At 73.1% G+C, this 25,158-nt stretch carries 21 protein-coding genes; 10 read left to right on the top strand and 11 right to left on the bottom strand.

Going from position 1 to position 25,158, the window contains the following annotated elements:
- Positions 1-22 precede the first annotated feature (22 nt).
- Both ACO229_RS05345 and ACO229_RS05340 read left to right on the top strand, forming a co-directional pair.
- Positions 23-1,252, top strand: a complete 1,230-nt coding sequence (locus ACO229_RS05345; RefSeq protein ID WP_423464041.1) for an SseB family protein — start codon at positions 23-25, stop codon at positions 1,250-1,252.
- A gap of 84 nt (positions 1,253-1,336) precedes the next feature.
- A complete protein-coding gene (locus ACO229_RS05340; RefSeq protein ID WP_423464040.1) occupies positions 1,337-1,807 on the top strand; it encodes a PPOX class F420-dependent oxidoreductase in 471 nt (156 codons plus the stop codon).
- On the opposite strand, the gene ACO229_RS05335 is transcribed toward ACO229_RS05340, so the two are convergent.
- From ACO229_RS05335 to ACO229_RS05325, 3 genes are read right to left on the bottom strand one after another with little or no spacing between them, the layout of a single operon-like run.
- Positions 1,770-3,563: an insulinase family protein gene (locus ACO229_RS05335; RefSeq protein ID WP_423464039.1), complete on the bottom strand. Its 1,794-nt coding sequence runs from the start codon at positions 3,561-3,563 to the stop codon at positions 1,770-1,772. The two genes, ACO229_RS05340 and ACO229_RS05335, sit on opposite strands and share 38 nt — an antisense overlap.
- Positions 3,560-5,341 carry a hypothetical protein gene (locus tag ACO229_RS05330; RefSeq protein ID WP_423464038.1) on the bottom strand — a complete coding sequence of 594 codons (1,782 nt, stop codon included), beginning with the start codon at positions 5,339-5,341 and terminating at the stop codon, positions 3,560-3,562. The genes ACO229_RS05335 and ACO229_RS05330 overlap by 4 nt, the downstream gene beginning before the upstream one ends.
- Positions 5,338-6,294, bottom strand: a complete 957-nt coding sequence (locus tag ACO229_RS05325) for a hypothetical protein (RefSeq protein WP_423464037.1) — start codon at positions 6,292-6,294, stop codon at positions 5,338-5,340. Before ACO229_RS05325 ends, ACO229_RS05330 begins: the two co-directional genes overlap by 4 nt.
- Positions 6,295-6,485: 191 nt before the next feature.
- On the opposite strand from ACO229_RS05325, the gene ACO229_RS05320 reads away from it, so the two are divergent.
- Positions 6,486-7,700 (top strand): pyridoxal phosphate-dependent aminotransferase, encoded by a 1,215-nt coding sequence (locus ACO229_RS05320; RefSeq protein ID WP_397413499.1) that lies wholly within the window; start codon positions 6,486-6,488, stop codon positions 7,698-7,700.
- A 26-nt stretch (positions 7,701-7,726) separates the two neighbouring features.
- Here the strand turns inward: ACO229_RS05320 and ACO229_RS05315 are convergent, their stop codons facing one another.
- The 5 genes from ACO229_RS05315 to ACO229_RS05295 all read right to left on the bottom strand — a co-directional run bounded on the left by ACO229_RS05315 (position 7,727) and on the right by ACO229_RS05295 (position 13,715).
- Positions 7,727-8,671 carry a phosphotransferase family protein gene (locus tag ACO229_RS05315; protein WP_423464036.1) on the bottom strand — a complete coding sequence of 315 codons (945 nt, stop codon included), beginning with the start codon at positions 8,669-8,671 and terminating at the stop codon, positions 7,727-7,729.
- Positions 8,671-10,830 carry an intein-containing Rv2578c family radical SAM protein gene (locus ACO229_RS05310; RefSeq protein WP_423464035.1) on the bottom strand — a complete coding sequence of 720 codons (2,160 nt, stop codon included), beginning with the start codon at positions 10,828-10,830 and terminating at the stop codon, positions 8,671-8,673. Before ACO229_RS05310 ends, ACO229_RS05315 begins: the two co-directional genes overlap by 1 nt.
- A gap of 63 nt (positions 10,831-10,893) precedes the next feature.
- The gene (locus ACO229_RS05305) at positions 10,894-11,490 is read right to left on the bottom strand and encodes a hypothetical protein (protein ID WP_423464034.1); all 597 of its coding nucleotides are present in this window, start codon (positions 11,488-11,490) and stop codon (positions 10,894-10,896) included.
- Between the two features lie 148 nt (positions 11,491-11,638).
- Positions 11,639-12,955 (bottom strand): histidine--tRNA ligase, encoded by a 1,317-nt coding sequence (hisS, locus tag ACO229_RS05300; protein ID WP_423464032.1) that lies wholly within the window; start codon positions 12,953-12,955, stop codon positions 11,639-11,641.
- A 109-nt stretch (positions 12,956-13,064) separates the two neighbouring features.
- Complete coding sequence (locus ACO229_RS05295; RefSeq protein WP_423464031.1) at positions 13,065-13,715, bottom strand: MBL fold metallo-hydrolase; 651 nt, start codon at positions 13,713-13,715, stop codon at positions 13,065-13,067.
- Positions 13,716-13,917: 202 nt separating this feature from the next.
- Here ACO229_RS05295 and ACO229_RS05290 point away from each other — a divergent pair, with 202 nt between their 5' ends.
- From ACO229_RS05290 to ACO229_RS05275, 4 genes are all read left to right on the top strand, one after another.
- The gene (locus ACO229_RS05290) at positions 13,918-14,688 is read left to right on the top strand and encodes a peptidylprolyl isomerase (protein WP_397430415.1); all 771 of its coding nucleotides are present in this window, start codon (positions 13,918-13,920) and stop codon (positions 14,686-14,688) included.
- Complete coding sequence (locus ACO229_RS05285) at positions 14,685-16,625, top strand: DUF349 domain-containing protein (RefSeq protein WP_423464030.1); 1,941 nt, start codon at positions 14,685-14,687, stop codon at positions 16,623-16,625. Before ACO229_RS05290 ends, ACO229_RS05285 begins: the two co-directional genes overlap by 4 nt.
- A gap of 68 nt (positions 16,626-16,693) precedes the next feature.
- Positions 16,694-17,305: a hypothetical protein gene (locus ACO229_RS05280; protein ID WP_423464029.1), complete on the top strand. Its 612-nt coding sequence runs from the start codon at positions 16,694-16,696 to the stop codon at positions 17,303-17,305.
- A gap of 9 nt (positions 17,306-17,314) precedes the next feature.
- Positions 17,315-18,406, top strand: coding sequence for a DNA polymerase domain-containing protein (locus tag ACO229_RS05275; RefSeq protein WP_423464028.1), 1,092 nt, complete (start codon positions 17,315-17,317; stop codon positions 18,404-18,406).
- Between the two features lie 67 nt (positions 18,407-18,473).
- Here ACO229_RS05275 and ACO229_RS05270 read toward each other — a convergent pair whose 3' ends face one another.
- Positions 18,474-18,743, bottom strand: coding sequence for a DUF7218 family protein (locus ACO229_RS05270; protein ID WP_397413513.1), 270 nt, complete (start codon positions 18,741-18,743; stop codon positions 18,474-18,476).
- Positions 18,744-18,856: 113 nt separating this feature from the next.
- On the opposite strand from ACO229_RS05270, the gene ACO229_RS05265 reads away from it, so the two are divergent.
- The 3 genes from ACO229_RS05265 (at position 18,857) to rox (ending at position 22,146) form a co-directional block, all read left to right on the top strand.
- Complete coding sequence (locus tag ACO229_RS05265) at positions 18,857-19,420, top strand: dihydrofolate reductase family protein (protein ID WP_397430419.1); 564 nt, start codon at positions 18,857-18,859, stop codon at positions 19,418-19,420.
- A gap of 15 nt (positions 19,421-19,435) precedes the next feature.
- Positions 19,436-20,593: an ATP-dependent DNA ligase gene (locus ACO229_RS05260; protein ID WP_423464026.1), complete on the top strand. Its 1,158-nt coding sequence runs from the start codon at positions 19,436-19,438 to the stop codon at positions 20,591-20,593.
- 119 nt (positions 20,594-20,712) lie between these two features.
- Positions 20,713-22,146, top strand: a complete 1,434-nt coding sequence (gene rox / locus ACO229_RS05255; RefSeq protein WP_423464025.1) for a rifampin monooxygenase — start codon at positions 20,713-20,715, stop codon at positions 22,144-22,146.
- Between the two features lie 8 nt (positions 22,147-22,154).
- Here the strand turns inward: rox and ACO229_RS05250 are convergent, their stop codons facing one another.
- On the bottom strand, positions 22,155-24,488 hold the full coding sequence (locus tag ACO229_RS05250; protein WP_397413517.1) for a RelA/SpoT family protein: 2,334 nt from the start codon (positions 24,486-24,488) through the stop codon (positions 22,155-22,157).
- 76 nt (positions 24,489-24,564) lie between these two features.
- Positions 24,565-25,137: an adenine phosphoribosyltransferase gene (locus tag ACO229_RS05245; RefSeq protein ID WP_423465265.1), complete on the bottom strand. Its 573-nt coding sequence runs from the start codon at positions 25,135-25,137 to the stop codon at positions 24,565-24,567.
- Positions 25,138-25,158: the final 21 nt, after the last annotated feature.

Raw genomic sequence — 25,158 nt, 5'->3', positions numbered from 1 at the left:
GACGACCACCAGGAGGTAAGACATGACGGACGTCCCGCACTCGGGCGGCGCGCCGCGACCCGACGCGCAGCAGCCCCCCGCCTCCGTGGCCCCCCGGTCCGACGCCGGATCGGTGGCGCTGGCGCGGGCTCTCGCGGCGGGTGACCGGGCCGCTGTCGGCCGGGCCCTGCGCGACGACGTCGTCGTGGTACCGATCCTGGACCGCGAGGACGGTACGCCGCAGGTGCAGGTCTTCCCCGCTCCGGAGGGCTCGGTCCGGCCGTACCAGCTGTGCCTGTTCTCGACGACCCAGACGCTGGCGACGTTCCTCCAGGACGCACCCGAGCGAGCCTTCAGCATGCGACGGCGCGACTCGATGGCACCGTTCGTCACACGCCACGGGGCCGCACTCGAACAGGTGGTGATCGACCCGGCCGGGCCCAGCCCCATGACTTTCGGCGTCGCCGACCTCCTCACCGCCCTCGACCCGCAGCCCCCCGCCGACGACCCCACCGGCCTCTTCGACGAGACCGGCACGGGCATCAGCGGCGAGGCCCTGCACGCCCTGGGCACGGTCGAGGAACCGGGCGGCTTCCGCGGGCTCGGTATCGAGCTGAACCTGCCCGAGCACTGGGCCATCATCGAGCTCGACGAGCCGGAACGGCGCGAGCGGCAGATCCGCGACATCGTCAAGCAGCAGACGGCCAAGCTGGGCGACCGCTCCGCTCCCCTGCGCCGGGACCTGCGCGAGAAGCTCATCGAGGTCGCGGACAAGGCCGAGGCGGCGGGCGGCAAGGTCATGGCCTACCTGCTGCTGCCCGGCCAGGAGGCGACCCTCGCACTCAACCTGACCCTCTACTGGCACGACCTCGGCCCCGAGGCCGGCTCGTCGTCGCACCTGCAGCGTGTGCAGGACAGGATCGGCGCCGACCTCGGCCCGGACGACGCCCTGACGCGCACCGAGACGCTGTCCGGACCGTTCCTGCGCCATGTCCGCCTGGGCCAGGGGTCCGAGGAGGTCGGCGGTCAGAACCTGCCCCTGCTCCTGGTCGACTACTGGGCAGAGGCCCCCGGCCGGCAGTCCGTGGCGCGGCTGTCGTTCTCCACCCCGCACGTCGGCATCCGCGACGAGATGCTGCGGCTGACGGACAAGGTGCTGTTCTCCACGGAGTGGATCCTGGGCCAGCCGACCGAGGACGCCCCGGCGGCGCCGGACTCCGACGGCGCACCTGCCCCGGTCGCCCCGGCATCACCCAGCCCCGCGGTCGTCTGACGCGGTCCGCCCGGCCGCCACCCGCGAGGTGGCGGCCGGGCACCACCGGCCCGGGTGTGGGTGGTGCCGCGTACGCTGGCGCCCATGCCCAGGACGATCGCCACCAACACCACCGTGACCCGCGACGAGCTGCTGGAGTTCCTCCGCTCGCGCCGCAACGGCATCCTCGTGACCAGCCGGGCCGACGGCGCCCCGCAGCTCAGCCCCGTGACCTACGGCGTGGACCCGGAGGGGCGGGTCGTCGTCTCGACCTATCCCGAGCGCGCCAAGGTGCGGAACCTGCGCAAGCGGCCGGCGGCGTCGTTCCTGGCGCTCGGCGAGGGCTTCAACGAGGCCTGGGTCCAGGTGGACGGCACGGCGGAGGTGCTGGACATCCCCGAGTCCGTGGAACCGCTCGTCGACTACTTCCGCGCCGCGGCCGGCAAGGAGCACCCCGACTGGGACGAGTACCGCGCGGCGATGGTCGAGCAGGGCAAGTCGCTGGTGCGTATCACGATCGAGCGCTGGGGGCCGGTGGCTACGGGCGGGTTCCCTGCTCGGCTCGCCCAGGTCTGACCTCCCCGCCCATCCGGAGGATCATCCGGTAGGCGAACCGGGTCAGGACGGCACAGAGCGCCCCGACCGGTACGACCACCGCCGGCACGACCCAGTCCTGGGGCCCCTCGTCGAACCAGCTCGCCACCCAGACCAGCACGGTCACCACGGCGAACACCACGCCGACGACGCCCGCCAGCATCAGGAGCACCAGCAGGCCGACGAGCGCGATCTTGCCGAGCTCGAACACCATCCGACCGGTGTCCGTCGCGATGGCGCCCGCCGTCTGCATCATGCTCTTCTCCTGGGTCTCCCGAGCCGCCCGGGCCGCCGCAGCCGCGTTCGTCTGCTGCCGTGCCGGCCGCTCGGGCGCGCCCGAGCGGGGGACCGGCACCACGCGATCGGCGGGCACGTGCGCATCCACCAGCGCAGAGACCCGGGCCGCGGTGAGATCGTCGTGCAGCGTGGGCTCGAACGGAATCTCCGCGCCGTCGAGCCCCACCAGCAGCCGCCCACCGTCCGGGTACGCGAGCAGCGCCGCCGTGTCGGCGAACCGGACGGTCTGCCGGGAACGGCCGGCCCGCAGCGTCGCGCCCTCCTCCCCCACCACCACCGTCGCGTCGGTGTCGATCCGCTCGAAGGCCTGTCCGTCGAGCGCGGGGCCGGCACCGCGGGGCACGACCGCCGTCCCCGCCCAGCCCTCCGCGACCGGCGCGACCAGCAGACCCGAGTCCCACGCCTGACGCGCGAGCGCCATGACGTCGTCCACGGTCACGGCCTCGATCTCGGCGCGGCGCTCCGCGGGCGTCGGCACGGGCCGCCCCAGCAGCGTCCGCACGGCGTCGTCCGGCAGCCAGATCGCCTCCTGGTGCGGTTCGTCGAACGCGAGCAGGAGGTGAGCCTTGGCGGTGGCGAGATCGTCGGCCGGTACCGCGTGCCGCAGGCGGCCCCACGTGTCCAGGAACTCGCCGATCGCCTCCGAGGCAGTCTCCTCCCGCAGGCCTGCCGACAGGCGCAGCGCGGCGTACCGGCCGTCGAGCGCGCCGACCGATGCCGCCGGGTCGTACGTCCAGCCCCTGTCGTGACGCAGGTTCTGGAACAGCGCACGCCGCGCGACCTCTGCGAGCACGTGGGCCGCGGGCACGTCGGGCACGATGCCCTCCCACAGCACGCTGGTGCCGCCGGTGAGCGCCTCCGCGGGCAACGTCCACGCCGCCTCACCCACCTCGGGCGCGCGATGCGGCGCCACGGCCGGCGCGGGAAGCGGCACGTCGAGGTCGGGCGTCTCGGCGCCGCGGCACCACACGAGGGCGTCCGTCGCGCTGAAGCGTGCGCGTGCCCAGGACCGCAGGTCCTCGTCCGTCACGCGGTACAGGCCGACGCGGACATCGGTTCCCAGCCCGTAGCCCTGGTGGCCGAACCGCCAGCTCTGCACCGGGGGCACGTCGGGCGTGCGGTCGGCGAGCGCCTGCGTCTCGGACGCGCGGTGCCGCACCGGCAGGTCCGCGAGGGCGCTCGCGAGGGCGTGCAGCGTGGTGCGCACCCGTTCACCGGTGCCGGTGACCCGGAATTCCGTGACGGTAGGGCCCACGGTAGCGGCCACCTCCAGCCCGGGGCGTTCGACGGCGCGGAGCGCGAGAGCGACGACGAGGGCGGTGATCCCGCTGGTGGGCAGCGTCTCGTCGGCGTACCCGACGCGGAAGGCGAGGCGGCCCTCGGTCGGTCCCGGCCAGTGCGCGGACAGCTCGCGGGGTGCGGTGGGAGTCGTGGTCGTCATCGCTTCTGCCTCGGGTGTCGCCGGTTGATGAGCCCGAACGTTGCCCACACGAGGGCGAGCACGGGCAGGATGCCGAGCCGGAGCTCGGTGTCGAGTGCGCGCTCCAGCAGGAGCTGCCCTCCGCCGAGCAGGAGCAGGCCGCCGACCCACAGGGCCACGACGAGGCCGACCGTCGCGGGGACCGAGCGCGGTTCCTCGACGGACGGCAGCTCGAGCTCCACCTCGGCGGGATCCGGCGCGCGCCGCGTCGTCGTGCGCCGGCGACGCCGGGCGGGCGCCGGGGCGGGGGTCGGCACCGGGATGTCCCCGGCCGCACGCTCGGGCATCTGCACCACGACGTCGGCCGGCACGTGTGCGTCGACGTGCCAGGCGACGTCCACTGCCGTAAGGCCGTCGTACAGCGTGGGTTCGACGACCACCCGGAAACCGTCGGTGCCGGTGAGCGCGCGGGCGCCGTCGGGCCAGACCTCCAGGAGCACGCAGTCGGCGAAGCGGACGGTGACGCCGCCGTCGGGCGCGACGTGCCCGACGCCGTCCGACGCGAGGACCACGGACACGTCCGGGGCGTCGATGCGCGGGAAGGCGCGCCCGACGGCCGGCTGCGCCGACCATCGTGGCGCCTCGACGACGCCCACCCTGTCCAGGGGCTCGGGGGCGAACCAGAGCGCGCCGTCCCACAGCCGACGGGTCATGGCGCGTACGTCGTCCGCGGTCACACGGTCTACCGCGGCACGCATCTCGTCGGCGCTCTTGAGCGGGCGCCCGGTCACCATCTGGAAGGCCAGGCCGGGAAGGTGGTCCGCCGCCGGGGCGGCGGCGAACGCGGCGAGGTCCTCTGCCGCCAGCGCGCGCGCCGCGGCGAGATCTGCGTCGGCGACGTGGTACCGGAGCCCGCCTAGGGCGTCCAGGACGCCTCCCACGACGGCGTCCTGCCTGCCCTCGACGGCCTGCACGGCGACGTCGATGCGGGCATGCTCGTCGTCGAGCCCTTCGTAGGTCACGTCTACCGAGCCGGCCAGGTCGGCGTCGGCGCGCAGGTCGCGGTGCAGCACCTCGCGCAGCACGAGCGCGGTGACGGAAGCGGCGTCGCCCCGCGGCAGGATCGCATCGAGCGCGACGCCGTCCCGCAGGCCGGTGAGGTAGGCGGGCGTGGCACCGAGCACGTCGGTGAGCGGCGGGGCCGGCATGTGGCTGCCCTCGGGCAGGCGCAGGTCCAGGCCGTCCGGGAGGGCGTCACCGGTGAACCAGGCGACGGCGTTGCCCCGGGTGAACCACGTGGCCGCCCAGTCCCGTACCTCGTCGGCCGTGAGGCGGTCGAGGCCGCGCTCGCCGTTGCGGACGAGGCCCAGGCCACGCGCACCGTGGCGGTTGAGGCGCAGCCGGCCGGTGAAGCCGGGGCTCCTGGCCCCGGCCTCCGACCGGAGGATGTCCTTCTCGGTCTCGATCCGGTCGAGCGGCAGGTCCCGCAGCGCGGCGCACACGTCGTTGAGGTAGCCGACGACGTCGGAGGCCGACCCGGTGACGTGGAACAGTGTCACGCCCGCGTGCGTCTGACCGTTGAGGTGGGCTTCGCTGAGCACCTGCTCGCGCAAGGCGAGGTGCTCGACCAGGTGGGTGATGCCCGAGGTGGCGAGGGTCTCGTGCGCCGAGCCGACGCGGAAGACGATGCCTCCCGACATGTTGCCCTCGCGCGGGGCCAGCAGCACGGGCACGCCGTCGACCTCGTCGACAGCGACCCCGGGAAAGGCCGTCAGCTCGCCGAGCTCCGGCGCCCTCATGCGGGCACCACCCGCCGGCCCGCGGCCCGGGCAGCCGCGGCGCGGGCCTTCCGGAAGGGGTGCAGGCCGCCCCACAGTCCTTCGACGGGCGCGTCGCCGAGCGCCTCGAAGTGCGGCCAGGCCTCGGCGGGCAGCTTGGCGAGCGTGAAGAACAGGGCGAACGTCGAATGAGCGGTCGCCGTGGCCGCCGTGCGGACGTGGTCCGGGTGGAGCACGGTGGCGGCTGCCGCGGTACGGACCCGCTCGACCATCGCGGACGGGACCGGCCCGTCGTCGTCGAAGGCACGCTCGACGGCGTAGTCGGCGACGAGCGCGGGGGCGAGCGCGCCAGGGGCCGCACCCGCCGCGCACTCCTCGACGAACCTCGACGCGTCCTCCCACGAGCCGCTCCACTTCGGCAGGATCTGCTGCAGGTAGGCCCGCTGCGCGGCGAAGACGGCGGGGTCGAGCGCGGCCAGCCGGTCGTACCGGCGGCGGGCCTCGCCGTGGCCGAGCTGCAGGCCACGGGCCGTCGTGATGCGCGCCTCCCAGGCGGGCACGAAGTGCGGGTGTTCCGAGCACACGTCGAACAGGACGCGCTCGGCGCGCCGCAGCCAGTCGAAGAACTGCTCGAACTGTGCCGCCGAGACGTGCTCGGCGCGCAGTCGTGTGCGGATCGACCAGCCCACCGTCACGTACCGGACCGCTCGCAGGGTGCGAGCGAGCGGCGTGCCGTCGTCGACGGCCTCGATCGCAACGGTGAACGTGGCGCGGTCGTCCCCGGCCAGCTTCTCCGAGGCGACCGTCCACAGCGCGGCGGCGAGGTCGTCGGCCACGGTCAGGCCGCGCAGGGCCGCCAGCACCGCCGCGAGGTCGTCCCTGTCGCACGCGGCGCGCAGGGCCGCGCCGTCGGGCAGGTGCGCCCAGGGATCGAAGAAGGTGTCCTGCGGTGCCGCGTCGCGCGTCGATGCCATCTGTGTGACCTGTCCGGGTGTTCGAGTACTTGGGGGCGTCGGTGCCCGACCGGACCCTACTGGCGCGGCAGCCCGGATCAGCTCCCGAACGGCCCGTTCACGGGGTGAACTTCACGAAACGGGCCTCTCAGGTCGTCTCGCTCCCGGACCGTCGCGCGCACCGATCCGTGCGAACCTGCGACCATGAGCCGGTGCGAGAGATCAGACAGAGCCGCAAGCTGAAGTCCGTCCGGTACGACGTCCGGGGCCCCATCCTGGAGGAGGCGTACCGGCTGGAGGCGGAGGGTCACAAGATCCTCAAGCTGAACATCGGCAACCCGGCGCCCTTCGGCTTCGAGGCGCCCGAGGCGATCCTCGCGGACATGATCCACCACCTGCCGGAGGCCCAGGGGTACAGCGACAGCCGCGGCATCTACTCCGCGCGCACGGCGGTGGCGAACTACTACCAGACGCACGGCCTCGACACCCGGGTGGACGACGTCTACATCGGCAACGGCGTCTCCGAGATGATCGGCATGGTGCTGCAGGCACTGGTCGACGACGGCGACGAGATCCTGGTGCCCGCTCCCGACTACCCGCTGTGGACCGGTGCGGTGAGCCTGCAGGGCGGCAAGCCGGTGCACTACCGCTGCGACGAGTCCAACGGGTGGAACCCCGACCTGGAGCACATCGAGTCGCTCATCACGCCCGCGACCAAGGCGCTGGTCGTCATCAACCCGAACAACCCGACGGGCGCCGTCTACAGCGAGGCGATCGTGAAGGGCATGGCGGACCTGGCGCGCGAGCACGACCTGGTGCTCCTGAGCGACGAGATCTACGAGAAGATCCTGTTCGACGACGCCACGCACCACCACACCGCGACCTACGCCGGCGACGACGTCCTGTGCGTCACCTTCAGCGGCCTGTCCAAGGCGTACCGGATCTGCGGCTACCGGTCGGGCTGGGCCATGATCTCCGGGCCGAGGCACCGGGCCAGGGACTTCCTCGAGGGGCTCACCCTCGTGTCGAACATGCGCATGTGCGCCAACGTGCCGGCGCAGCACGCGATCCAGACGGCGCTGGGCGGCTACCAGTCGATCGAGGCGCTGATCGTGCCGGGCGGCCGGTTCTACGAGCAGGCCATGCTCGCGGACAAGCTGCTCAACGACATCCCCGGCGTCACCTCCGTGCGCCCGCGCGGTGCCCTGTACTGCTTCCCCCGCCTGGACCCCGAGGTCTACGGGATCGAGGACGACGAGGCGTTCGTCATCGGGCTGCTGCGGGACAAGAAGATCCTGGTCACGCACGGCAGCGGGTTCAACTGGCCCGAGCCGGACCACTTCCGTCTGGTGACGCTGCCCGACGTCGATGTGCTCACGGAGGCGATCGGCCGCATCGCGGAGCACCTCGAGACGCTCCGCACGTAGCTGACGCCGGACGGCGCGCGGCGAGGTCAGGGCACGGCGTGCACGTCTTCCGTGCGGGCGATCGCACGCAGGTGCTCGCGCGCGCGGCGGACCACCGGCGTGGTCACCGGGCGGGCCGCGAGCTCGACGAGGGCGACCAGGTCGGCGGCACGGGCCAGGTCCGTCGCCGCAGCGGGGTCGGGCCGCGACCCGGTGGCCCGCCCGACGGCGGCGCACCAGCCCTCCAGGACGCCCTCGACGTAGGCGGGCTCCCGGTCGAAGCGCAGGAGGTTGCCGAGGTCTGTCGCCGGGTGGCCGGCGTGCGCGTACTCCCAGTCGAGCACGCCGGTGACGCGCAGCGCGACGGGGTCGACCAGCAGGTTCTTGGGGTTGAGGTCGCTGTGCACCAGGCACGGCGGCGCGCCCTCCAGGGCAGGGCCCACGCGCTCGGCCACGGCGCGCAGGGCCGCGGTCTCCGCCGCGGACCATCCGGCGGCCGCCAGCCCGCGCGCGTGGTCGTCCACCCAGCCGGGCAGCCGCAGGCGGAACGGCTCGATCCGCAGCGTCGCGTCCGCGAAGAGCCCCACCTCGGGCATCCGGACGCCGGCGAGCGTCCCGGCGACGCCGCCCAGCGCCCGCCCGAGCGTCCTCAGGTCGTCGTACCGGGCCGCGGTGACCAGTCGCCCCAGGACCAGGTCCCCGCGCTCGCCCGGCAGCAGCTCCGTGAGGAGCAGACCGGGGACGGGTCCGTCGCCGTCGTACGCCCCGTGCACCTCCGGGACCGGCAGGAGGCCACGGACCTGGCGCAGGAGCGCCGCCTGGATGCCCGCCGCCTGCGGGGCATGGTGTGCCGCGGCGAAGTACCGGGCGACGAGCGGTTCGCCGCCCGCCGCGGCCGGCACGGCGAGGAACGTCTCCCCCGACCAGCCCCCGGCCAGCGGCTCCAGCGTGCGACCCGCCAGGCGCGGGTCCTCGTGCGGTGAGTGGCGCATCAGAACAGGGTCTCGCTCCCGACGTCGTCGCCCAGCGACGCCGCGCCGACCCCGTCCGCACGCACGCCAGTGAACGCGCCCCGCGGGTAGTCGCCCTCGGTGTGCTGGTCGGCGGCGTCCGCACGTGCCCCCGCGGCCCGGGCCCGGTGCATCGCGGCCCCGCCGAGCCCACGTTCCGCGATCAGCGGCCGCACCCGCTCCCACAGCCAGTCCCGGTAGCCGCGGTGGGCGTACGCACCACGCGCGTAGACCCGGCCGTACCCCTCCACGAGGTGCGGGTGCGTGCGGCCCAGCCAGTCCAGGTACCACTCGCGGGCACCCGGGCGCAGGTGCAGCGGGAGCACGGTGACGCCGGTCGCTCCGGCGTCGACCAGGTCGTCGAGCAGCTGTTCCAGGTGCGCGAGCGAGTCGGTGAGCCAGGGCAGCACCGGGGCGACCATGACGCCGCAGGGCAGCCCCGCGGCCCGGATCGCCCGGATGAGGTCGAGCCGGGCGCGCGGCGTCGGCGTCCCTGGCTCGACCGTCTGCTGGAGCTCCTTGCCCGCCGGGGTGTCGGCGAAGGCCAGCGACACCCCCAGCCCGATGTCCACCCGCTCGGCGGCCCGCACCAGCAGCGGGAGGTCCCTGCGCAGGAGCGTGCCCTTGGTCAGGATCGAGAACGGGGTGCCGGAGTCCGCGAGCGCCTGGATGATGCCGGGCATGAGCCGGTAGCGGCCCTCGGCGCGCTGGTAGGGGTCGGTGTTGGTGCCGAGCGCGACGGCCTCGTGGGTCCAGGACCGCTTGGTGAGCTCGGCGCGGAGCACCTCGTCGGCGTTGACCTTGACCACGACCTGGGAGTCGAAGTCGTGGCCGGCGTCCAGGTCGAGGTATTCGTGGGTGGGCCGAGCGAAGCAGTTGTGACTGATCACGCCGTTGGCGATGAAGTCGCCGGTCCCGGTGGTGATGTCAACCATCTCGGTCTTCGACCCGAGGTTCTCCACAGCAACTATCCGCAGCGGCGCGGAAGTCTTGACCGCACTGCCGATGATTCTGAGCTTTCGCGTGATCACCGGGTTCGTCAGCGCGAAGAAACGACGGCGGCTGGACAGACCGCCGACGACACGAACGGTGGCCACTCCGATGCCGTTGGCAGGCTCCCGGACGGACGGAACACCCAGCACGCCCAGGGAGTCCGTCGTCATGGTGAGCATCCGTTCGTCCGAGCTGGAGATCCGCAAGATCCGGCCGTCGCAGCTGCCCTCCGCATCAAAGATCCCGGCAAGAAACCCTGCGTGCCACTCCCGGGTCGGCTCGCTCGGCCATTCGATCATGGCGCGGATCGCTGCCACGTTCGCCCTCTTGGACGTGAAGATCCCGTCGATCGCCTGCCGCGTCGACGTGGCGGCCGAGAAGGGACGGCGGTTCGTCGCAATGCCCGCAGCCGCGAGATAGGACTGCGAGCGAGTCAGCGCCTCCTGGTCTACCAGCGCGAGGCGGAACATCGTGATGCGGCCGTTCGGATACGTCTTCTCGAAGAGCATCCCGTCGCCGCGGATCATCCCGGTGAGATATCCCTGCCGGTAGTCGGTGGTCTCCGGCGGAGCCGTGTATGCGGCGGCAACCATTCCCAGCCCGAATCCTTGCAGCCGGTTGTTGGTCGTGAGGTATGGCCGTTGTCCCTCACCCTTGGGCAGCGGTGCGACGTACTTCCAGCCGCGCTCGGTGAGGAACCGATGGTCGCCGCTGGCCACTATCTCCGTGCCGTCCTCGAGCGTGATCCGATAGGCGTCCTTGGTCGAAGCCCGCCGCGCCAGCACCTCTGTCTCCACGAAGCGCCGGTACGCGCCCTCACGACGGGTCCCGACGATCCGGTCACCTGCCACCACGTGCCGGATCGGCTTCTGTCTTCCGTCGGCCATGAGAACGAGGGTCGACGGATCCACGCAGTAGGTGCACGCATGACTGCATCCGCGGTACGGGTTCACCGTCCAGCGGAACGGCATCTGCGAGGCGGCCGGGACCTTCGAGAGCGCACTCTTGGCGAGCACCTCGTGGAAGGTCACACCCGCGAACTCCGGCGACCGGACGGTGCGCAGCAGCCCCGCCGTGCGCAGCCCGGGCAGCTCGAGCCCGGGCAACGCGCCGTCGTCGTTCGAGATCGCCTGACCGTGCCAACGCATGACACGATTCGAACATCCGTTCGAACAATCGTCAAGTCGCCGGACGCGCCCCTCCCCGCACCGTCAGGGCAGGGTCCCCGCACAGGTCGCCACGACGGCTCCCCCGGCCGCCACGACCGTCTCGACCCGCCACAGCCCCCGCTCCTGCGCGGGCACGGGGCGCGGCGGCTCGACCGCGAGCAGGCCGCCGCCGGACACCTCACCGCGCACGGCCGGGTAGGTGGCGCCGGCGGCGTCCGTGAAGACGACCTCGACCGTCGAGCCCGCAGGCGCCGCGACCTCGAGGTGATCCCGCGGATCAGGAACCCGCACACCCAGGACGTCGCGGTACTGGTCCACCCAGGCGACGGTCACGACGCTCCCCGCCGGGCAGCCGAGCACGGACCGCTCGACCGCCGCCGGGGACAGCACGAGCACGGCGGTGCACCCCATGAGCCCGGCACCGAGCACGATGGCGGACCCGGCGAGCCGACGACGGGTGCGGCGACCCGTCCGCAGGCGGTTGCTGTCGGCGGCCGCACGCTCGCGCACCGCGAGGTACGGGGTGCGCGTCCGGACCCCTCGTGCACGACGGCGCCGCGCCGCACCCGTCACTCCGACGAGCGACTGCTCCCAGCGGTCGCCGAGAGCTCTGTCGTGCAGCCGTCCCGAACCTGCCATCAACCGGCCCCCTCGGCCAGACCGTGGCCGATGACCGGCCAGCGACGTCGAACGGGGCCCTGATCGGTCCCGCAGCGAGGCTAGTCGATGCAGACGGATACTTTTCGGGCAAACCAGGCAGGCAAGTCCAGTTCACCCGTCCCAGAGGTCAGCCGCGCGTCCAGGTGGCCGGGTCCGCGACCTCCTGGTCACCGGTCACCATGTTCTTCACCTCGTGGTCGCGGCCGTCCTCGAAGGGCGGGAACCACACGAACGGGATGCCCTTGCGCGAGGCGTACTTCAGCTGCTTGCCGACCTTGTCCGCCTGGTGGTAGGTCTCCACGTTCAGCCCGCGCCCGCGCAGCGCCGCGGACGTCGCCAGCGCGTCCCCCCGGCGCTCGTCGCTGGGGATGACCACCAGCACGTCCGTCGGGCTGCTCGGGCCGGTCTCCAGCTTCCCCTCCGCCACCAGCTTCGCGAAGATGCGCGTCAGGCCGATGGACAGCCCGACGCCGGGGAGGCTCTGCCGCGTGAAGCTGCCCGTCAGGTTCTCGTACCGGCCACCCGCAGCGATGCTTCCGTAGCCGGGGAAGTCGAGGAACTTCGCCTCGTACACGGTGCCCGTGTAGTAGTCGAGGCCACGCGCGACGGACAGGTCCGCCGTGACGGTGCCGGCGGGCAGGTCGGCGAGCGACTCCAGGAGCTGGCCCAGCTCACCCAGCCCCTCCTCCAGCAGGTCGGACTTGACGCCCAGCGCCCGGATCTTCTCGATCACGGAGACGTCCGTCCCGCGGATCAGGGCAAGGTCACGGCAGGCGGCCACCTGGTCGGCGGTGAGACCGACCTGGGTGGAGAGCAGCTCGGCGACCGCGTCCGGACCGATCTTGTCGATCTTGTCGGTCACCCGGATGACCGCCATGGTGTCGTCGATGCCGAGGCCCTCGTAGAACCCCTGCAGCACCTTGCGGTTGTTGACGTTGACGGTCCAGGCCGGCAGGTCGAGCGCGGTGAGGACCTCCACGACGATGCGCAGCAGCTCCGCGTCGAAGTGCAGCGGCACGGTGTCGATGCCGATCACGTCGATGTCGCACTGCGTGAACTCGCGGTAGCGACCCTCCTGCGGGCGCTCGCCACGCCACACGCGCTGGATCTGGTACCGCTTGAACGGGAAGACCAGCTTGCCCGCGTTGGCCGCGACGTACCGCGCGAACGGCACGGTGAGGTCGAAGTGGAGACCGATGCTCGCGTCCGACTGGTCCTTCGAGTCCGCCTGGAGCCTGCGGAGCGTGTAGACCTCCTGCGAGGTCTCGCCCTTCGACTGGAGCACGTCCAGGCGCTCGACCGACGGCGTCTCGATCGAGCTGAAGCCGTAGCTCTCGAAGATGCGCCGGATCTCGTCGAGCCAATGCAGCTCGACCAACCGGACCTCGGGCAGCCACTCGGGGAAGCCGCTGATCGGGTCGGGGCGGACGAGCTGTTCGGCCATGCTGAGGTGCTCCTCGTGTGCTGTGGATGGACCCGCTTCTCGGGGCCCGCGGGACCGGCGACGGCAGCGACTGCTCACGCCACCGCGGGCCGGCCTCGATTCTAGGCGCTCAGGCGGCCAGGAACGGGTTGGTCTCGAGCTCGTGCCCCACCGTGGTGGCCGGCCCGTGCCCCGGCAGGACGGCGAGCGCCGGGTCGAGGCCGCGCACCACGTCGTGCAGGGTCCGGGTCATGACGGCCGGCGAGCCGCCGGGCAGGTCGGTCCGGCCGATCGAGCCGGCGAACAGGACGTCCCCGGCCAGGACGGTGTCGTCGAGGCGGTAGAGGGTGGAGCCCTCGGTGTGGCCGGGTGCGTGCAGGCCGTGCAGTGTGACCTCGCCGAACGTGAGCAGGGCCGAGCCCTCCGGCGTGCCGAACGGCTCGATGCGTGCGGGCTCGCGGTAGTCCGCGCGGTGCAGACCGAGTGCGGACTCCAGAGCGGGGCTGAGCGTGCCGAAGGGATCGGCGAGGCGGTAGGCGTCGGCCTCGTGCAGCACCATCGGGACGTCGTAGCGGGCGCAGAGCGCCCCGGCGTCCCAGGTGTGGTCGGCGTGGCCGTGGGTGGCCAGGACGGCGCGCGGCGTCAGCCCGGCGTCGTCGACCAGCCGCGCGACGGCGTCCGCGACGCCTGCACCCGCGTCCACCACCACGCAGTCACCGCCCGAGGACACCACGCAGCAGTTGGTCCCGAACACCGGTGCGACCACGACACGAATCTCCACGGACCCACGCTATCCCGCCTCGTGGGCCGCTCGCGGGGCCCTGTTCACCCGCCGGCGGAACCGCTCGGACGGTATGAGCTGGCATCCGATGCCTACACTGTCCCCGCACGGGGTGATTCGCCCCGGATCCGGCGGTGAATCGGTCCAGCGGGGCCACGTCCGGGTCGAGGCGGGTCCGAGAGAGCACGGAGAAGGGAACGCGGTGGCGTCCACCAAGCAGCGGCAGCGCGCGCAGCAGGCCAAGCAGGACCGCAAGCGCGAGCAGCGGCAGGCGGCCAGGCGCGCCCGCAGGCAGCGGTTGTGGACCCTGATCGCCCTGTTCACGGTGCTCGCGCTCGTGGGTGCCTTCGCCGTGGCGGCCCTCATCGACGGCAACGCGCCGGACGACGCCGGCGCCTGCCCCGCCGGCGTCGAGGAGGCGCGCGAGGGCTACGAGCTCGCCGACCCGTCCGTCGCCGAGGACCGCACCTGGACCGTCACCCTGCAGGCGTGCTCGGGCGACACCGAGGCCGACATCGTCCTGGAGCTCGACGGCCACGAGGCCCCGCAGGCCGTCGCGAGCTTCGTCACGCTCGCCCAGGACGGCTACTTCGACGGCACCGGCTGCCACCGGCTGACCACCGAGGGCATCTTCGTGCTCCAGTGCGGCGACCCGACGTTCACCGGCTCCGGCAGCCCGGGCTACAGCTTCGGCCCGATCGAGAACGCCCCGGACGACGACGTCTACCCGGCCGGCACCGTCGCCATGGCGCGCCGCGGTGGCGACGCGGAGTCCATGGGCTCCCAGTTCTTCCTCGTCTACGAGGAATCGACCATCCCGTCCGACGCAGCCGGCGGGTACACGGTCTTCGGCACGATCACATCCGGCCTGGACTTCGTCCAGGCAGTCGCTGACGCGGGAGTGACGGGCGGTGCCGCTTCTGACGGCGCGCCCGCCACCCCGGTCACCATCGAAGGAGTTGAGACCCAGTGAGCGAACCCACTTCACGCTCGTCCGAGCCCGTCCAGCAGGACGCGCCCGCCGAGCCCGTGGCCGAGACTCCGACCGCAGCAGAGGCACCCGCCGAGGCGGTGAACGAGGCGGCCGAGGCACCCGAGGCGGAGACCGCTGCGCCGGATGCTCCTGAGGCCGAGACCGAGGAGGCACCCGCCGAGGAGGCTCCTGAGGCGACCGCGCCCGCGGAGGCACCCGCCGAGGAGGCAGCCGCGGAAGCGACCGCGCCCGCGGAGACCGCCACCGAGGAGGCAGCCGCGGAAGCGACCTCTGCCGACGACGCCGCCGTGCCGGAGGCTGCCGCTGACGAGGCTGGCGCCGGCGAGGCCGTGGTCGAGGCTCCCGCCGAGGACGCTCCGGCCGAAAAGGCGCCCGCCGCCGAAGCGCCCGCCGAGGAGGCACCCGCCGCCGAGGAGGCACCCGCCGCCGAGGAAGCACCCGTGGCAGAAGCCCCCGCCGCAGAGACGGAGGCCGCCGAGGCGCCCGCCGCCACCACGCCGGCCCCGGCACCCGCGGCCCCGAAGCCGTCGGCGATCCCGTCGCCGGCCGCTCTGGCCCGTCCCCGGCCGCCCAAGCCGGGCGCGCCGGCGGCTCCCGCCGCGCAGTCCGCGCCGGCCGCACCCGCGCCGGTGGTCCCGGCTGCCGCCGACGCCGCCGCGCACGCCGAGGCCGAGACCTTCGGCCGCGTGGACGACGAGGGCACCGTGTACGTCCGTGAGGCCGCCGGCGAGCGCGTCGTCGGTCAGTTCCCCGGGGTCACCACCTCGGAGGCGCTGGCGCTGTACGTGCGCCGCTACCTGGACCTGAACGCGAAGGTCGGGCTGTTCGAGGCCCGTCTGGACAGCGCCGACCTGTCGGTGCGCGAGATCGACCAGACCCTCCAGAAGCTCGGTGAGGAGACGGCCGAGCCGGCCGCCGTCGGCGACCTGGACGGTCTGCGTGCCCGTGTCGAGGCCCTGCGCGGCCGTGCCGCCGAACGCCGGGCGGCCCTGGAGGCCGCACGCGCCGCCGCGAAGGCGGAGGCCGTCGCCGCGCGCACCGTGATCGTGGAGGCCGCGGAGAAGATCGCCGCGACCGACCCCGCCAAGATGCAGTGGCGCCCCGCCGGCGAGGAGCTGCGTGCCCTGCTGGACCGCTGGAAGGACGCGCAGCGCTCCGGGCCGCGCATCGACCGCCCCACGGAGGAGTCCCTCTGGAAGCGGTTCAGCCACGCCCGCACCGCGTTCGACCGCGAGCGCCGGCACTTCTTCGCCGACCTGGAGCAGCGCAACAACGCCGCCAAGATCGAGAAGGAGAAGCTGGTCTCGGAGGCCGAGGCGCTGTCCACGAGCACGGACTGGGGCTACACCGCGGGCGCGTACCGCGACCTCATGGCGCGCTGGAAGGCCGCGGGCCGGGCGTCCCGCAAGGACGACGACGCGCTCTGGGCCCGCTTCCGGGCGGCCCAGGACCGGTTCTTCCAGGCCCGGGACGCCGAGAACGCCGTGATCGACGCGGAGTACGGCGAGAACCTGAAGGTCAAGGAGGAGCTGCTCGCGGAGGCGGAGGCACTGGTCCCGGTCAAGGACCTGAACAAGGCCAAGGCAGCCCTGCGCGGCATCCAGGAGCGCTGGGAGGAGGCGGGCAAGGTCCCGCGCGGTGACATCCAGCGCGTCGAGGGCCGCCTGCGTGCGGTCGAGACCGCGATCCGCGACGCCGACCAGGCGCAGTGGCGGCGGACCAACCCGGAGACGCGCGCCCGTGCCGAGGGTGCCGCCGCGCAGCTGGAGGCCGCGATCGCCGGCCTGGAGGCAGATCTCGCGGACGCTCAGGCCAAGGGCGACAAGCGCAAGGTCTCCGAGCTGGAGGCCGCCGTGACCGCGCGCCGGTCCTGGCTCGAGCAGGTCGTCAAGGCCGCCGAGGACTCGCGGGGCTGATCCTCGGTCGTCCACAGCGGGCCCGGTCGCGCTCTGCGCGGCCGGGCCCGCTGTCGTAGGTTCTCGGGGTGTCGTCCTCGCTCGCCGCGCTCCTCGACCCCCGGCCGGCTCCCGTGCCGCTGGTGGTCACGCCCGCGCACGTGGGCGGACCGGTGGCCTGGTCCGACCTGATGCGGTCGGGCGCCCTGACGGAGCTGTACGACGGCGCGGCGGTCGGCCCGGCGTCGGCCGTCGACGCGCGGCACCGCGCCCTGGCGCTCGCGCCCGAGGTGCCGGCCTCCTGCGTGCTGGCCGCCGCGACCGCCGCCTGGGTGCACACGGGGGTGTACGACGGCGGAGCCGCGCCGGCCTGGCCTGCGGGCGCCCCGGTGGAGGTGGCGTACTCCCCCGGCCGGCGCTGCCCCGTGCCGCGGCCCGGCAGGGTTGCCCGCCGGGCGCCGGGCCTGGCCGCGGACACCGTGCGGCCTGCGGGCGTGCCGGTCACGAGCCCGGACCGGACCGCCGTCGACGTGGCGCGCACGGTGCCGGCGGAGGCCGCCGTGCCCGTCCTCGTCGCGCTGGCGGGCCACGGCGCGGACCTCGGCCGTGCGGCGCGGTTGCTCGACCGGCGCGCCCGGGTGGTGGGCCGGCCGGCGGCGCACCGGGCGCTCGCGGCGGCGCGCGCGCTGCTGGAGCGCTAGTTTCGGGTCATGGCCGCATCCAAGTCACCCGCAGTGGAGCTCGATGTCGCAGGCCGCACGGTGCGCGTCACGAGCCCGGACCGTGTCGTCTTCCCCCGGGGCGTCACCAAGCTCCAGGTCGTGGAGTACTTCGTCGCCGTCGCGGACGGCATCACGGGTGCGCTGCTGCACCGGCCCACCACGCTGGAGCGCTGGCCCAAGGGCTGGCACGAGGGCGCGCACCTGGCCACCCGCATGCCCAAGCCGAACGACCCGAAGGGGGACGGCTTCTACCAGAAGCGCATCCCGCAGGGCGCCCCGGACTACGTGGAGACCGCGACGATCGCGTTCCCCTCGGGCCGGACGGCGGACGAGGTGTGCCCCACGGAACCCGCGGTGGTGGCCTGGGCGGCCAACATGGGCACGCTCACGTTCCACCCCTGGCCCGTGCGGCGGGACGACGTCGAGTCGGTGGACCAGCTCCGGATCGACCTGGACCCCCAGCCGGGCACGGACTTCGACGACGCCGCCGCGGTGGCCCCGCACCTGCGGGAGCTGCTGGGTGAGCTGGACCTGGTGGGGTACCCCAAGACCTCCGGCGGGCGGGGCCTGCACGTGTTCGTGCCGCTGGAGCCGCGGTGGACGTTCACGCAGGCCCGGCGCGCCACGATCGCCGTCGGGCGGGAGCTGGAGCGGCGCCTGCCGGGACGGGTGACCACGCGCTGGTGGAAGGAGGAGCGGGGCGAGGCGATCTTCGTGGACTACAACCAGATGGCCCGTGACCGCACGATCGCCTCGGCGTACTCGATCCGCGCCAACGCCCGGGCCACGGTCTCGATGCCGCTCGACTGGGACGAGGTGCCGGACGTGCACCCGGACGACTTCGACGTGCTGACGGCGCCGGGCCGGTTCACCGAGCGGGGCGACCTGTTCGCGGCGCTCCGTGCCGACCGGGACCCGGCCCTGGACTGCTCGCTGGACGCGGCGCTGGAGCTCGCGGCCCGCGACGAGGCCGACGGCCTCGGCGACCTGCCCTACCCGCCCGAGTACCCGAAGATGCCGGGCGAGCCCAAGCGGGTCCAGCCCAGCCGCGACAAGGACCGGGACCGGTCCGCGGACTGAGCCTCGCGGACCGGTCCCGCGCCGATCTCGGTTCGCCCGGTGCACCGCCCGGTCTCATCGCCCGGTCTCAGTGCGACCGCAGCGCCTTGATGAGCTCCCCCTTGCGCATCGACGAGCGGCCGGGGATGCCGATCTCGGCGGCCCTCTTGCGCAGGTGCTCGACCGTCCAGTCGTCGTAGTCGCCGGCCTTGCCGCCCTTGCGCCCGACGCTCTTGCGGGACGAGGCCGCCGCGGCGTTCGCGATGCGTGCCGACTTCTCCTTCGAGCTGCCCTCGTCGCGGAGCTTCTCGTACAGCTCCTTGTCCTTGACGCTGGGTCCGGGATCACGCTTCGGCATGGTTGCTCCTCCCGCTCGGGACGATTGCTCACTTTCCACGATGGCCCAGGTCACGCTGACTCGCACCCGCGCGGATCGATGAGTTCCGGCCCGCTCCGTGGTCGGATAGGGCCATGGGAACTCTGCGCTACTCGGCGAACATGTCCGCCGACGGCTACACGGTCGACACCGAGGGAAAGTTCGACTGGGCCATGCCCTCCGACGAGGTGCACGCCTTCATCAACGAGATGGAGGCCGACGTCACCACCTACGTCCTGGGCCGCGACATGTACCGCACCATGGTGTTCTGGGAGACGTACCAGGACCAGCAGGGCGCCAGCCCCGTGTACGCGCAGTTCGCGGACCTCTGGCGGCGGGCGGACAAGTTCGTGGCCTCCTCGACGCTGCCGCAGAAGGCCGTCACGTCCCAGCGCACCCGGATCGTCCGCGACCTGCGGCCCGCCGACCTGCGGCGCATCGCGGACGAGCGGCCCGGCGTCACCTCCGTGGGCGGGCCGACCCTGGCCGCGGAGGCGATCCGCCAGGGCCTGGTCGACGACTTCCGCCTCATCGTGTTCCCCGAGGTGGTGGGTGGTGGCCGGCCCGCGCTGCCGCCCGGAGCCCGCCTCGGCCTGCGCCTGACGGACATCCGGGCGTTCTCCGACGGGTGCGTCTACCTGCGGTATGCGCCGCGCTGAGGCAGGCTCGTCCTCGTGACCACTGACCACCTGCCCGTGCAGCCCCCGGTCCGGCCGATGCTCGCCAAGAGCGTGGCATCGGTGCCCGCCCAGTCCGGGTCCGACGACGCACCCGCCTACGTCTACGAGCCGAAGTGGGACGGCTTCCGCGCGATCGTGTACCGCGACGGCGACGAGGTGCGGATCGACTCGCGCAACGCCAAGCCGATGGACCGGTACTTCCCGGACGTGGTCGCGGCGGTGCGCGAGGCGCTGCCGGAGCGGTGCGTGGTCGACGGTGAGATCGTCATCGCCCGGGCCCCCGAGGGTGGCGCGGCGCACCTCGACTTCGACCTGCTGTCGCAGCGGATCCACCCGGCGGCGTCACGCGTGACCATGCTCGCGGAGACGACGCCGGCCGCGCTCGTGGTCTTCGACGTCCTGGCGCTGGGCGGCGACTCGCTCATGGAGCGGCCGCTGACCGAGCGGCTCCAGGCCCTGGACGGGCTGGGGCTGACCGGCCCGCTCGTGTTCGCCACGCCCCGCACGCTGGACGCCACCGTGGCGGCCGAGTGGTTCGCGTCGTTCGAGGGCGCCGGCCTGGACGGCGTCGTCGCCAAGCCCGCGGACGGACCGTACGCGCCCAACAAGCGCGCCATGCTGAAGATCAAGCACGCGCGCACGGCCGACGTCGTGCTGGCGGGGTACCGGCTGCACAAGACCTCGACGCCGGAGCAGCCGCTGCTGGGCTCGCTCCTGCTCGGCCTGTGGGACGACGCCGCGCCCGCGCCACACCTGCAGTTCGTCGGTGTCGCGGCGTCGTTCTCCGCCGGCCGGCGCGCGGAGCTGGTCGCCGAGCTCGCACCGCTGGTCGTCGAACCCGGGACCCCGGAGGCGGACGCGCACCCGTGGCACGGCTGGGCGGACCCGGCCGCGGGCGAGCCGAACGACCGGCTGCCCGGCGCGCAGTCCCGCTGGAGCGCGGGCAAGGACCTGTCGTTCACGCCGCTGCGGCCCGAGCGGGTGCTCGAGGTGGGCTACGACCACATGGAGGGCAGCCGGTTCCGGCACACCGCCCAGTTCAAGCGGTGGCGGCCGGACCGGGAGCCGGCGTCGTGCACCTACGAGCAGCTCGAGGAGCCGGTCCGGTTCGATCTCGGAGAGCTTCTGCCCGGAGCGCCCGGCACCGCCTGAGACCCTCCACTTTCAAGATATAGCGCCATGGGGGGCTTGCGGCAAGGGCCCGGGCATGCCGCAGAATCGTCGGCCGGCGGGCCGCAGCCCGCCGGGACGAGGCTGACCGGGGGAGCTCGATGACCGACGTGATCGTGGTGGGCGGCGGGCCCACCGGCATGATGCTGGCGGCGGAGCTGCGCCTGCACGGGGTGGACGTGCTCGTGCTGGAGCGCGACACCGCCCCCACCGAGGTGGTGCGCGCGCTGGGCCTGCACGCACGCAGCATCGAGGTGATGGACCAGCGCGGCCTGCTGGACCGGTTCCTCGCTCTGGGCACCAGGCATCCGCTGAGCGGGTACTTCGCGGGTATCACGCGACCCGCCCCCGGCGACCTGGACACCACCTACCCGTTCGTCCTCGGTATCCCGCAGCCGGCCGTGCACCGGCTGCTGACCGACCGGGCGGTGGAGCTGGGCACCCAGGTCCGACGCGGCGCCGAGCTGTCCGGCCTCCACCAGGACGACGCCGGGGTCACCGCCGAGCTGACCGACGGCACCCGGCTGCACGCCCGGTACCTGGTGGGCTGCGACGGTGGCCGCAGCACCGTGCGCACGCTGCTCGGCGTCGGTTTCCCGGGCGAGCCGGCCGACGTGGAGTGGCTGCTGGGCGAGGTCCGGATGACCGCATCACCCGAGGAGGTCGCCGAGGTGACCGCACGGGTCCGCACGACGCAGCGCGGCTTCGGCGCCGGTCCCGTCAGGGACGGGCTGTTCCGTGTGGTCGTGCCGGCCGACGGCCTGGCCCCGGACCGGACCGTGCCCCCGACCCTCGACGAGCTCGCACGCCAGCTCCGGACGCACGGTGGCACGGACTTCGGCGTCCACTCGCCACGCTGGCTCTCGCGCTTCGGCAACGCCACGCGACAGGCCGAGCGGTACCGGACCGGACGGGTGCTGCTCGCCGGGGACGCCGCGCACGTGCACCCGCCGCTCGGCGGCCAGGGCCTCAACCTGGGCATCCAGGACGCCTTCAACCTCGGCTGGAAGCTGGCCGCCCAGGTGAACGGCTGGGCCCCGGACCACCTGCTGGACACCTACCACGCCGAACGGCACCCGGTGGCGGCAGACGTGCTCGACACGACCCGCGCCCAGGCCGAGCTCCTGTCACTGGCGCCCGGCCCGCAGGCGGTCCGCCGGCTGCTGGCGCAGCTCATGGATCTCGACGACGTGAACCGCTTCCTGATCGAGAAGATCACCGCGACCGGGATCCGGTACGACGTCGGGGAGGGGCCCGACCTGCTCGGACGCCGCCTGCGCGACGTCGACCTGACGACCGGCCGTCTCTACGACCGGATGCACGCCGGCCGCGGGCTGCTGCTCGACCGGACCGGCGAGCTCTCCGTGGCAGGCTGGGCCGGCCGCGTGGACCACGTCGCCGACCCCGGCGCGGCCGGGCCGGACGTCCCGGCCGCGCTGCTGCGACCGGACGGCCATGTCGTCTGGACCGGCGCGGCGAGGCCGTCCCTGGAGACAACCCTGACCCACTGGTTCGGCCGCCCCACCGCTCGTTGAGTGCGGGACTAGACCGGGAGCTGGGGGCGTTCCACCGGCTTCGTGCCCGTGATGCGGTGCACGTCGAACACTCCCTCGACCTTGCGGACCGCCGACAGGACCGTGGCCAGGTGGGCCGGCTCGGCCATCTCGAAGATGAACCGCGAGACCGCCAGCCGGTCGTCCGACGTCGAGACGAACGCCGACAGGATGTTGACGTGGTTCTCGGACAGGACGCGCGTGACGTCCGAGAGGAGCCGCGAGCGGTCCAGCGCCTCGACCTGGATCTGCACCAGGAACATCGTGTTGGCGCCCTGCGTCCACTCCACCTCGACGAGGCGCTCCGGCTGCTTGCGCAAGCCGTCCAGGTTGACGCAGTCGGTGCGGTGCACGCTCACGCCCTGGCCGCGGGTGACGAACCCGACGATGTCGTCACCCGGCACCGGGGTGCAGCACTTGGCGAGCTTGACCCAGACGTCCGAGGACTCGGACCCCTTGAGCACGACGCCCGGGTCGCCCGAGCGCACGCGGCGCGCCGTGAGTCCGCCCGGCCGCGCGGCCTCGGCGACGTCCTCCTCCGCGCCGTCCGCGCCACCGAGCGCCCGGACCAGCTTCTCCACCACGTGGGCGGACGAGATCTGGCCCTCGCCGACGGCCGCGTACAGCGCGGACACGTCCTGGTAGTTCATCTCGTTCGCGACCCCGACCAGGGCCTCGTGCGACATGAGGCGCTGGATCGGCAGGCCCTGCTTGCGCATCGCCTTGGCGATCGAGTCCTTGCCGGTCTCGACGGCCTCCTCGCGGCGCTCCTTGGTGAACCACTGCCGGATCTTGTTGCGGGCACGCGGCGACTTCACGAACCCGAGCCAGTCGCGGCTGGGCCCCGCCGTCTCGGACTTGGAGGTGAGGATGTCGACGACGTCGCCGTTCTCCAGCGGCGAGTCCAGCGGCACCAGGCGGCCGTTCACGCGGGCGCCCATGGTGCGGTGGCCCACCTCGGTGTGCACCGCGTAGGCGAAGTCGACCGGCGTCGCGCCGCCCGGCAGGGCCATCGCCTGGCCCTTGGGCGTGAAGACGTAGACCTCGTCGCCGCCGATCTCGAAGCGCAGCGAGTCGAGGAACTCCGCCGGGTCGGCGGTCTCGCGCTGCCAGTCCACGAGCTGGCGCAGCCAGGCCATGTCCTGGTTCTTCGGGTCGGCGCCGCCCGCCGGCGTCTTCTCCTTGTACTTCCAGTGCGCGGCGACGCCGTACTCGGCGCGGCGGTGCATGTCGTGCGTGCGGATCTGGATCTCGACGGGCTTGCCGCCCGGGCCGATCACCGTCGTGTGCAGCGACTGGTACATGTTGAACTTCGGCATCGCGATGTAGTCCTTGAACCGGCCCGGGACCGGGTTCCACCGCGCGTGCATGGCGCCGAGCGCCGCGTAGCAGTCGCGCACGGTGTCCACGAGGACGCGCGTGCCGACCAGGTCGTAGATCTCCGCGAAGTCGTGCCCCCGCACGATCATCTTCTGGTAGATCGAGTAGTAGTGCTTCGGCCGGCCCGTCACGGTGGCCTTGATCTTCGCGCTGCGCAGGTCGGACTCGATCTGGCCCTTGACCACGCCGAGGTACTCCTCGCGTGCCGGGGCCCGCTCGGCCACCAGGTGCACGATCTCGTCGTACACCTTGGGGTACAGGGTCTGGAAGGAGAGGTCCTCCAGCTCCCACTTGATCGTGTTCATGCCCAGCCGGTGGGCCAGGGGCGCGTAGATCTCGACGGTCTCGCGCGCCTTGCGCTCGGCCGACTTGGACGGCACGTACTTCCAGGTGCGGGCGTTGTGCAACCGGTCGGCCAGCTTGATGACCAGCACGCGGATGTCCTTGGCCATCGCCACGACCATCTTGCGCACGGTCTCGGCCTGCGCCGCGTCGCCGTACTTGACCTTGTCGAGCTTCGTGACGCCGTCCACCAGCAGCGCGACGTCGTCCCCGAAGTCGGCGCGCAGCGTCTCCAGGGCGTAGTCGGTGTCCTCCACCGTGTCGTGCAGCAGCGCCGCCGCGATCGTCGTGCCCTCGAAGCCGAGCTCCGCGAGGATCGTGGAGACGGCGACCGGGTGCGTGATGTACGGGTCGCCGCTCTTGCGCATCTGCCCGCGGTGGGCCTTCTCGGCCACCACGTAGGCCCGCTCGATGAGCGCGACGTCGGACTTGGGGTGGTTGCTGCGGATCGCCTGGAGCAGCGGCTCGATCGCGGCGGGCGTCCCGCCCCCGACGTTGCGCACGCCGAGGCGCGCGAGCCGGTTGCGCATCCGGTTGCCGCCGGGCGGTGTCGGCGGGTTCTTCTCGGGCACCGGAGCGCGTGACACCGTGTTCTCAGCCATGTACGCGCCTCCTTCCCCGGGTCCGACCCCGGAGTCGCCAGTCTAGCCCTGGACCTCTATTCCCCGTCCGGCACGGTCATCCGTCGGACGTCGTGCCCACTCGCAGGAGGGTATCGACGTTGTGCCCGGTCAGCCTGTCCCGGCCGTGGAGTGCGTCCAGCTCCAGCAGGAAGGCGAGCCCCGCGACCACTCCCCCGCACTTCTCGACCAGCTGTGCCGCGGCCGCCGCGGTCCCGCCGGTGGCCAGGACGTCGTCAATGATGAGAACACGCGCACCGGGGTCGAGTGTTCCCGACCGCAGCTCGATCGACGCCGACCCGTACTCCAGGTCGTACGAGACGCTGTGGGTGGGCGGCGGGAGCTTGCCGGCCTTGCGCAGGGGCAGGAAGCCGAGGCCGAGCGCATGGGCCACGGGGGCGCCGAGCAGGAACCCGCGGGCCTCCATGCCGGCCACGACGTCGACGCCGTCGGCCAGCGCCAGCCGCGTGAACGCCTCCACGACGTCGGCCAGCCCCTCGGCATCGGCCAGGAGGGGCGTGATGTCCTTGAAGAGGATGCCCGGGGACGGGAAGTCAGGGACGTCCGCGATCAGCTCGCGGACGCGCGTCGCCCTCTCCGGCAGCAGTCCGGAGAGGGCGACGTCGGTCATGTCATCTGTCACGAGGCGTGA

Source organism: Promicromonospora sp. MS192, assembly GCF_049532985.1.
In the GTDB taxonomy this organism is placed as follows: domain Bacteria; phylum Actinomycetota; class Actinomycetes; order Actinomycetales; family Cellulomonadaceae; genus Promicromonospora.
This window is presented reverse-complemented; position numbering and strand designations above follow the sequence as displayed.

Excerpts from the sequence above, each read along its gene's own strand:
- ACO229_RS05345 (WP_423464041.1), top strand. The coding sequence starts at position 23 with ATGACGGACGTCCCGCACTCGGGCGGCGCGCCGCGACCCGACGCGCAG.
- ACO229_RS05340 (WP_423464040.1), top strand. The coding sequence starts at position 1,337 with ATGCCCAGGACGATCGCCACCAACACCACCGTGACCCGCGACGAGCTG.
- ACO229_RS05335 (WP_423464039.1), bottom strand. The coding sequence starts at position 3,563 with ATGACGACCACGACTCCCACCGCACCCCGCGAGCTGTCCGCGCACTGG.
- ACO229_RS05330 (WP_423464038.1), bottom strand. The coding sequence starts at position 5,341 with ATGAGGGCGCCGGAGCTCGGCGAGCTGACGGCCTTTCCCGGGGTCGCT.
- ACO229_RS05325 (WP_423464037.1), bottom strand. The coding sequence starts at position 6,294 with ATGGCATCGACGCGCGACGCGGCACCGCAGGACACCTTCTTCGATCCC.
- ACO229_RS05315 (WP_423464036.1), bottom strand. The coding sequence starts at position 8,671 with ATGCGCCACTCACCGCACGAGGACCCGCGCCTGGCGGGTCGCACGCTG.
- ACO229_RS05310 (WP_423464035.1), bottom strand. The coding sequence starts at position 10,830 with ATGCGTTGGCACGGTCAGGCGATCTCGAACGACGACGGCGCGTTGCCC.
- ACO229_RS05305 (WP_423464034.1), bottom strand. The coding sequence starts at position 11,490 with ATGGCAGGTTCGGGACGGCTGCACGACAGAGCTCTCGGCGACCGCTGG.
- hisS (WP_423464032.1), bottom strand. The coding sequence starts at position 12,955 with ATGGCCGAACAGCTCGTCCGCCCCGACCCGATCAGCGGCTTCCCCGAG.
- ACO229_RS05275 (WP_423464028.1), top strand. The coding sequence starts at position 17,315 with ATGGCCGCATCCAAGTCACCCGCAGTGGAGCTCGATGTCGCAGGCCGC.
- ACO229_RS05270 (WP_397413513.1), bottom strand. The coding sequence starts at position 18,743 with ATGCCGAAGCGTGATCCCGGACCCAGCGTCAAGGACAAGGAGCTGTAC.
- ACO229_RS05265 (WP_397430419.1), top strand. The coding sequence starts at position 18,857 with ATGGGAACTCTGCGCTACTCGGCGAACATGTCCGCCGACGGCTACACG.
- rox (WP_423464025.1), top strand. The coding sequence starts at position 20,713 with ATGACCGACGTGATCGTGGTGGGCGGCGGGCCCACCGGCATGATGCTG.
- ACO229_RS05250 (WP_397413517.1), bottom strand. The coding sequence starts at position 24,488 with ATGGCTGAGAACACGGTGTCACGCGCTCCGGTGCCCGAGAAGAACCCG.
- ACO229_RS05245 (WP_423465265.1), bottom strand. The coding sequence starts at position 25,137 with ATGACCGACGTCGCCCTCTCCGGACTGCTGCCGGAGAGGGCGACGCGC.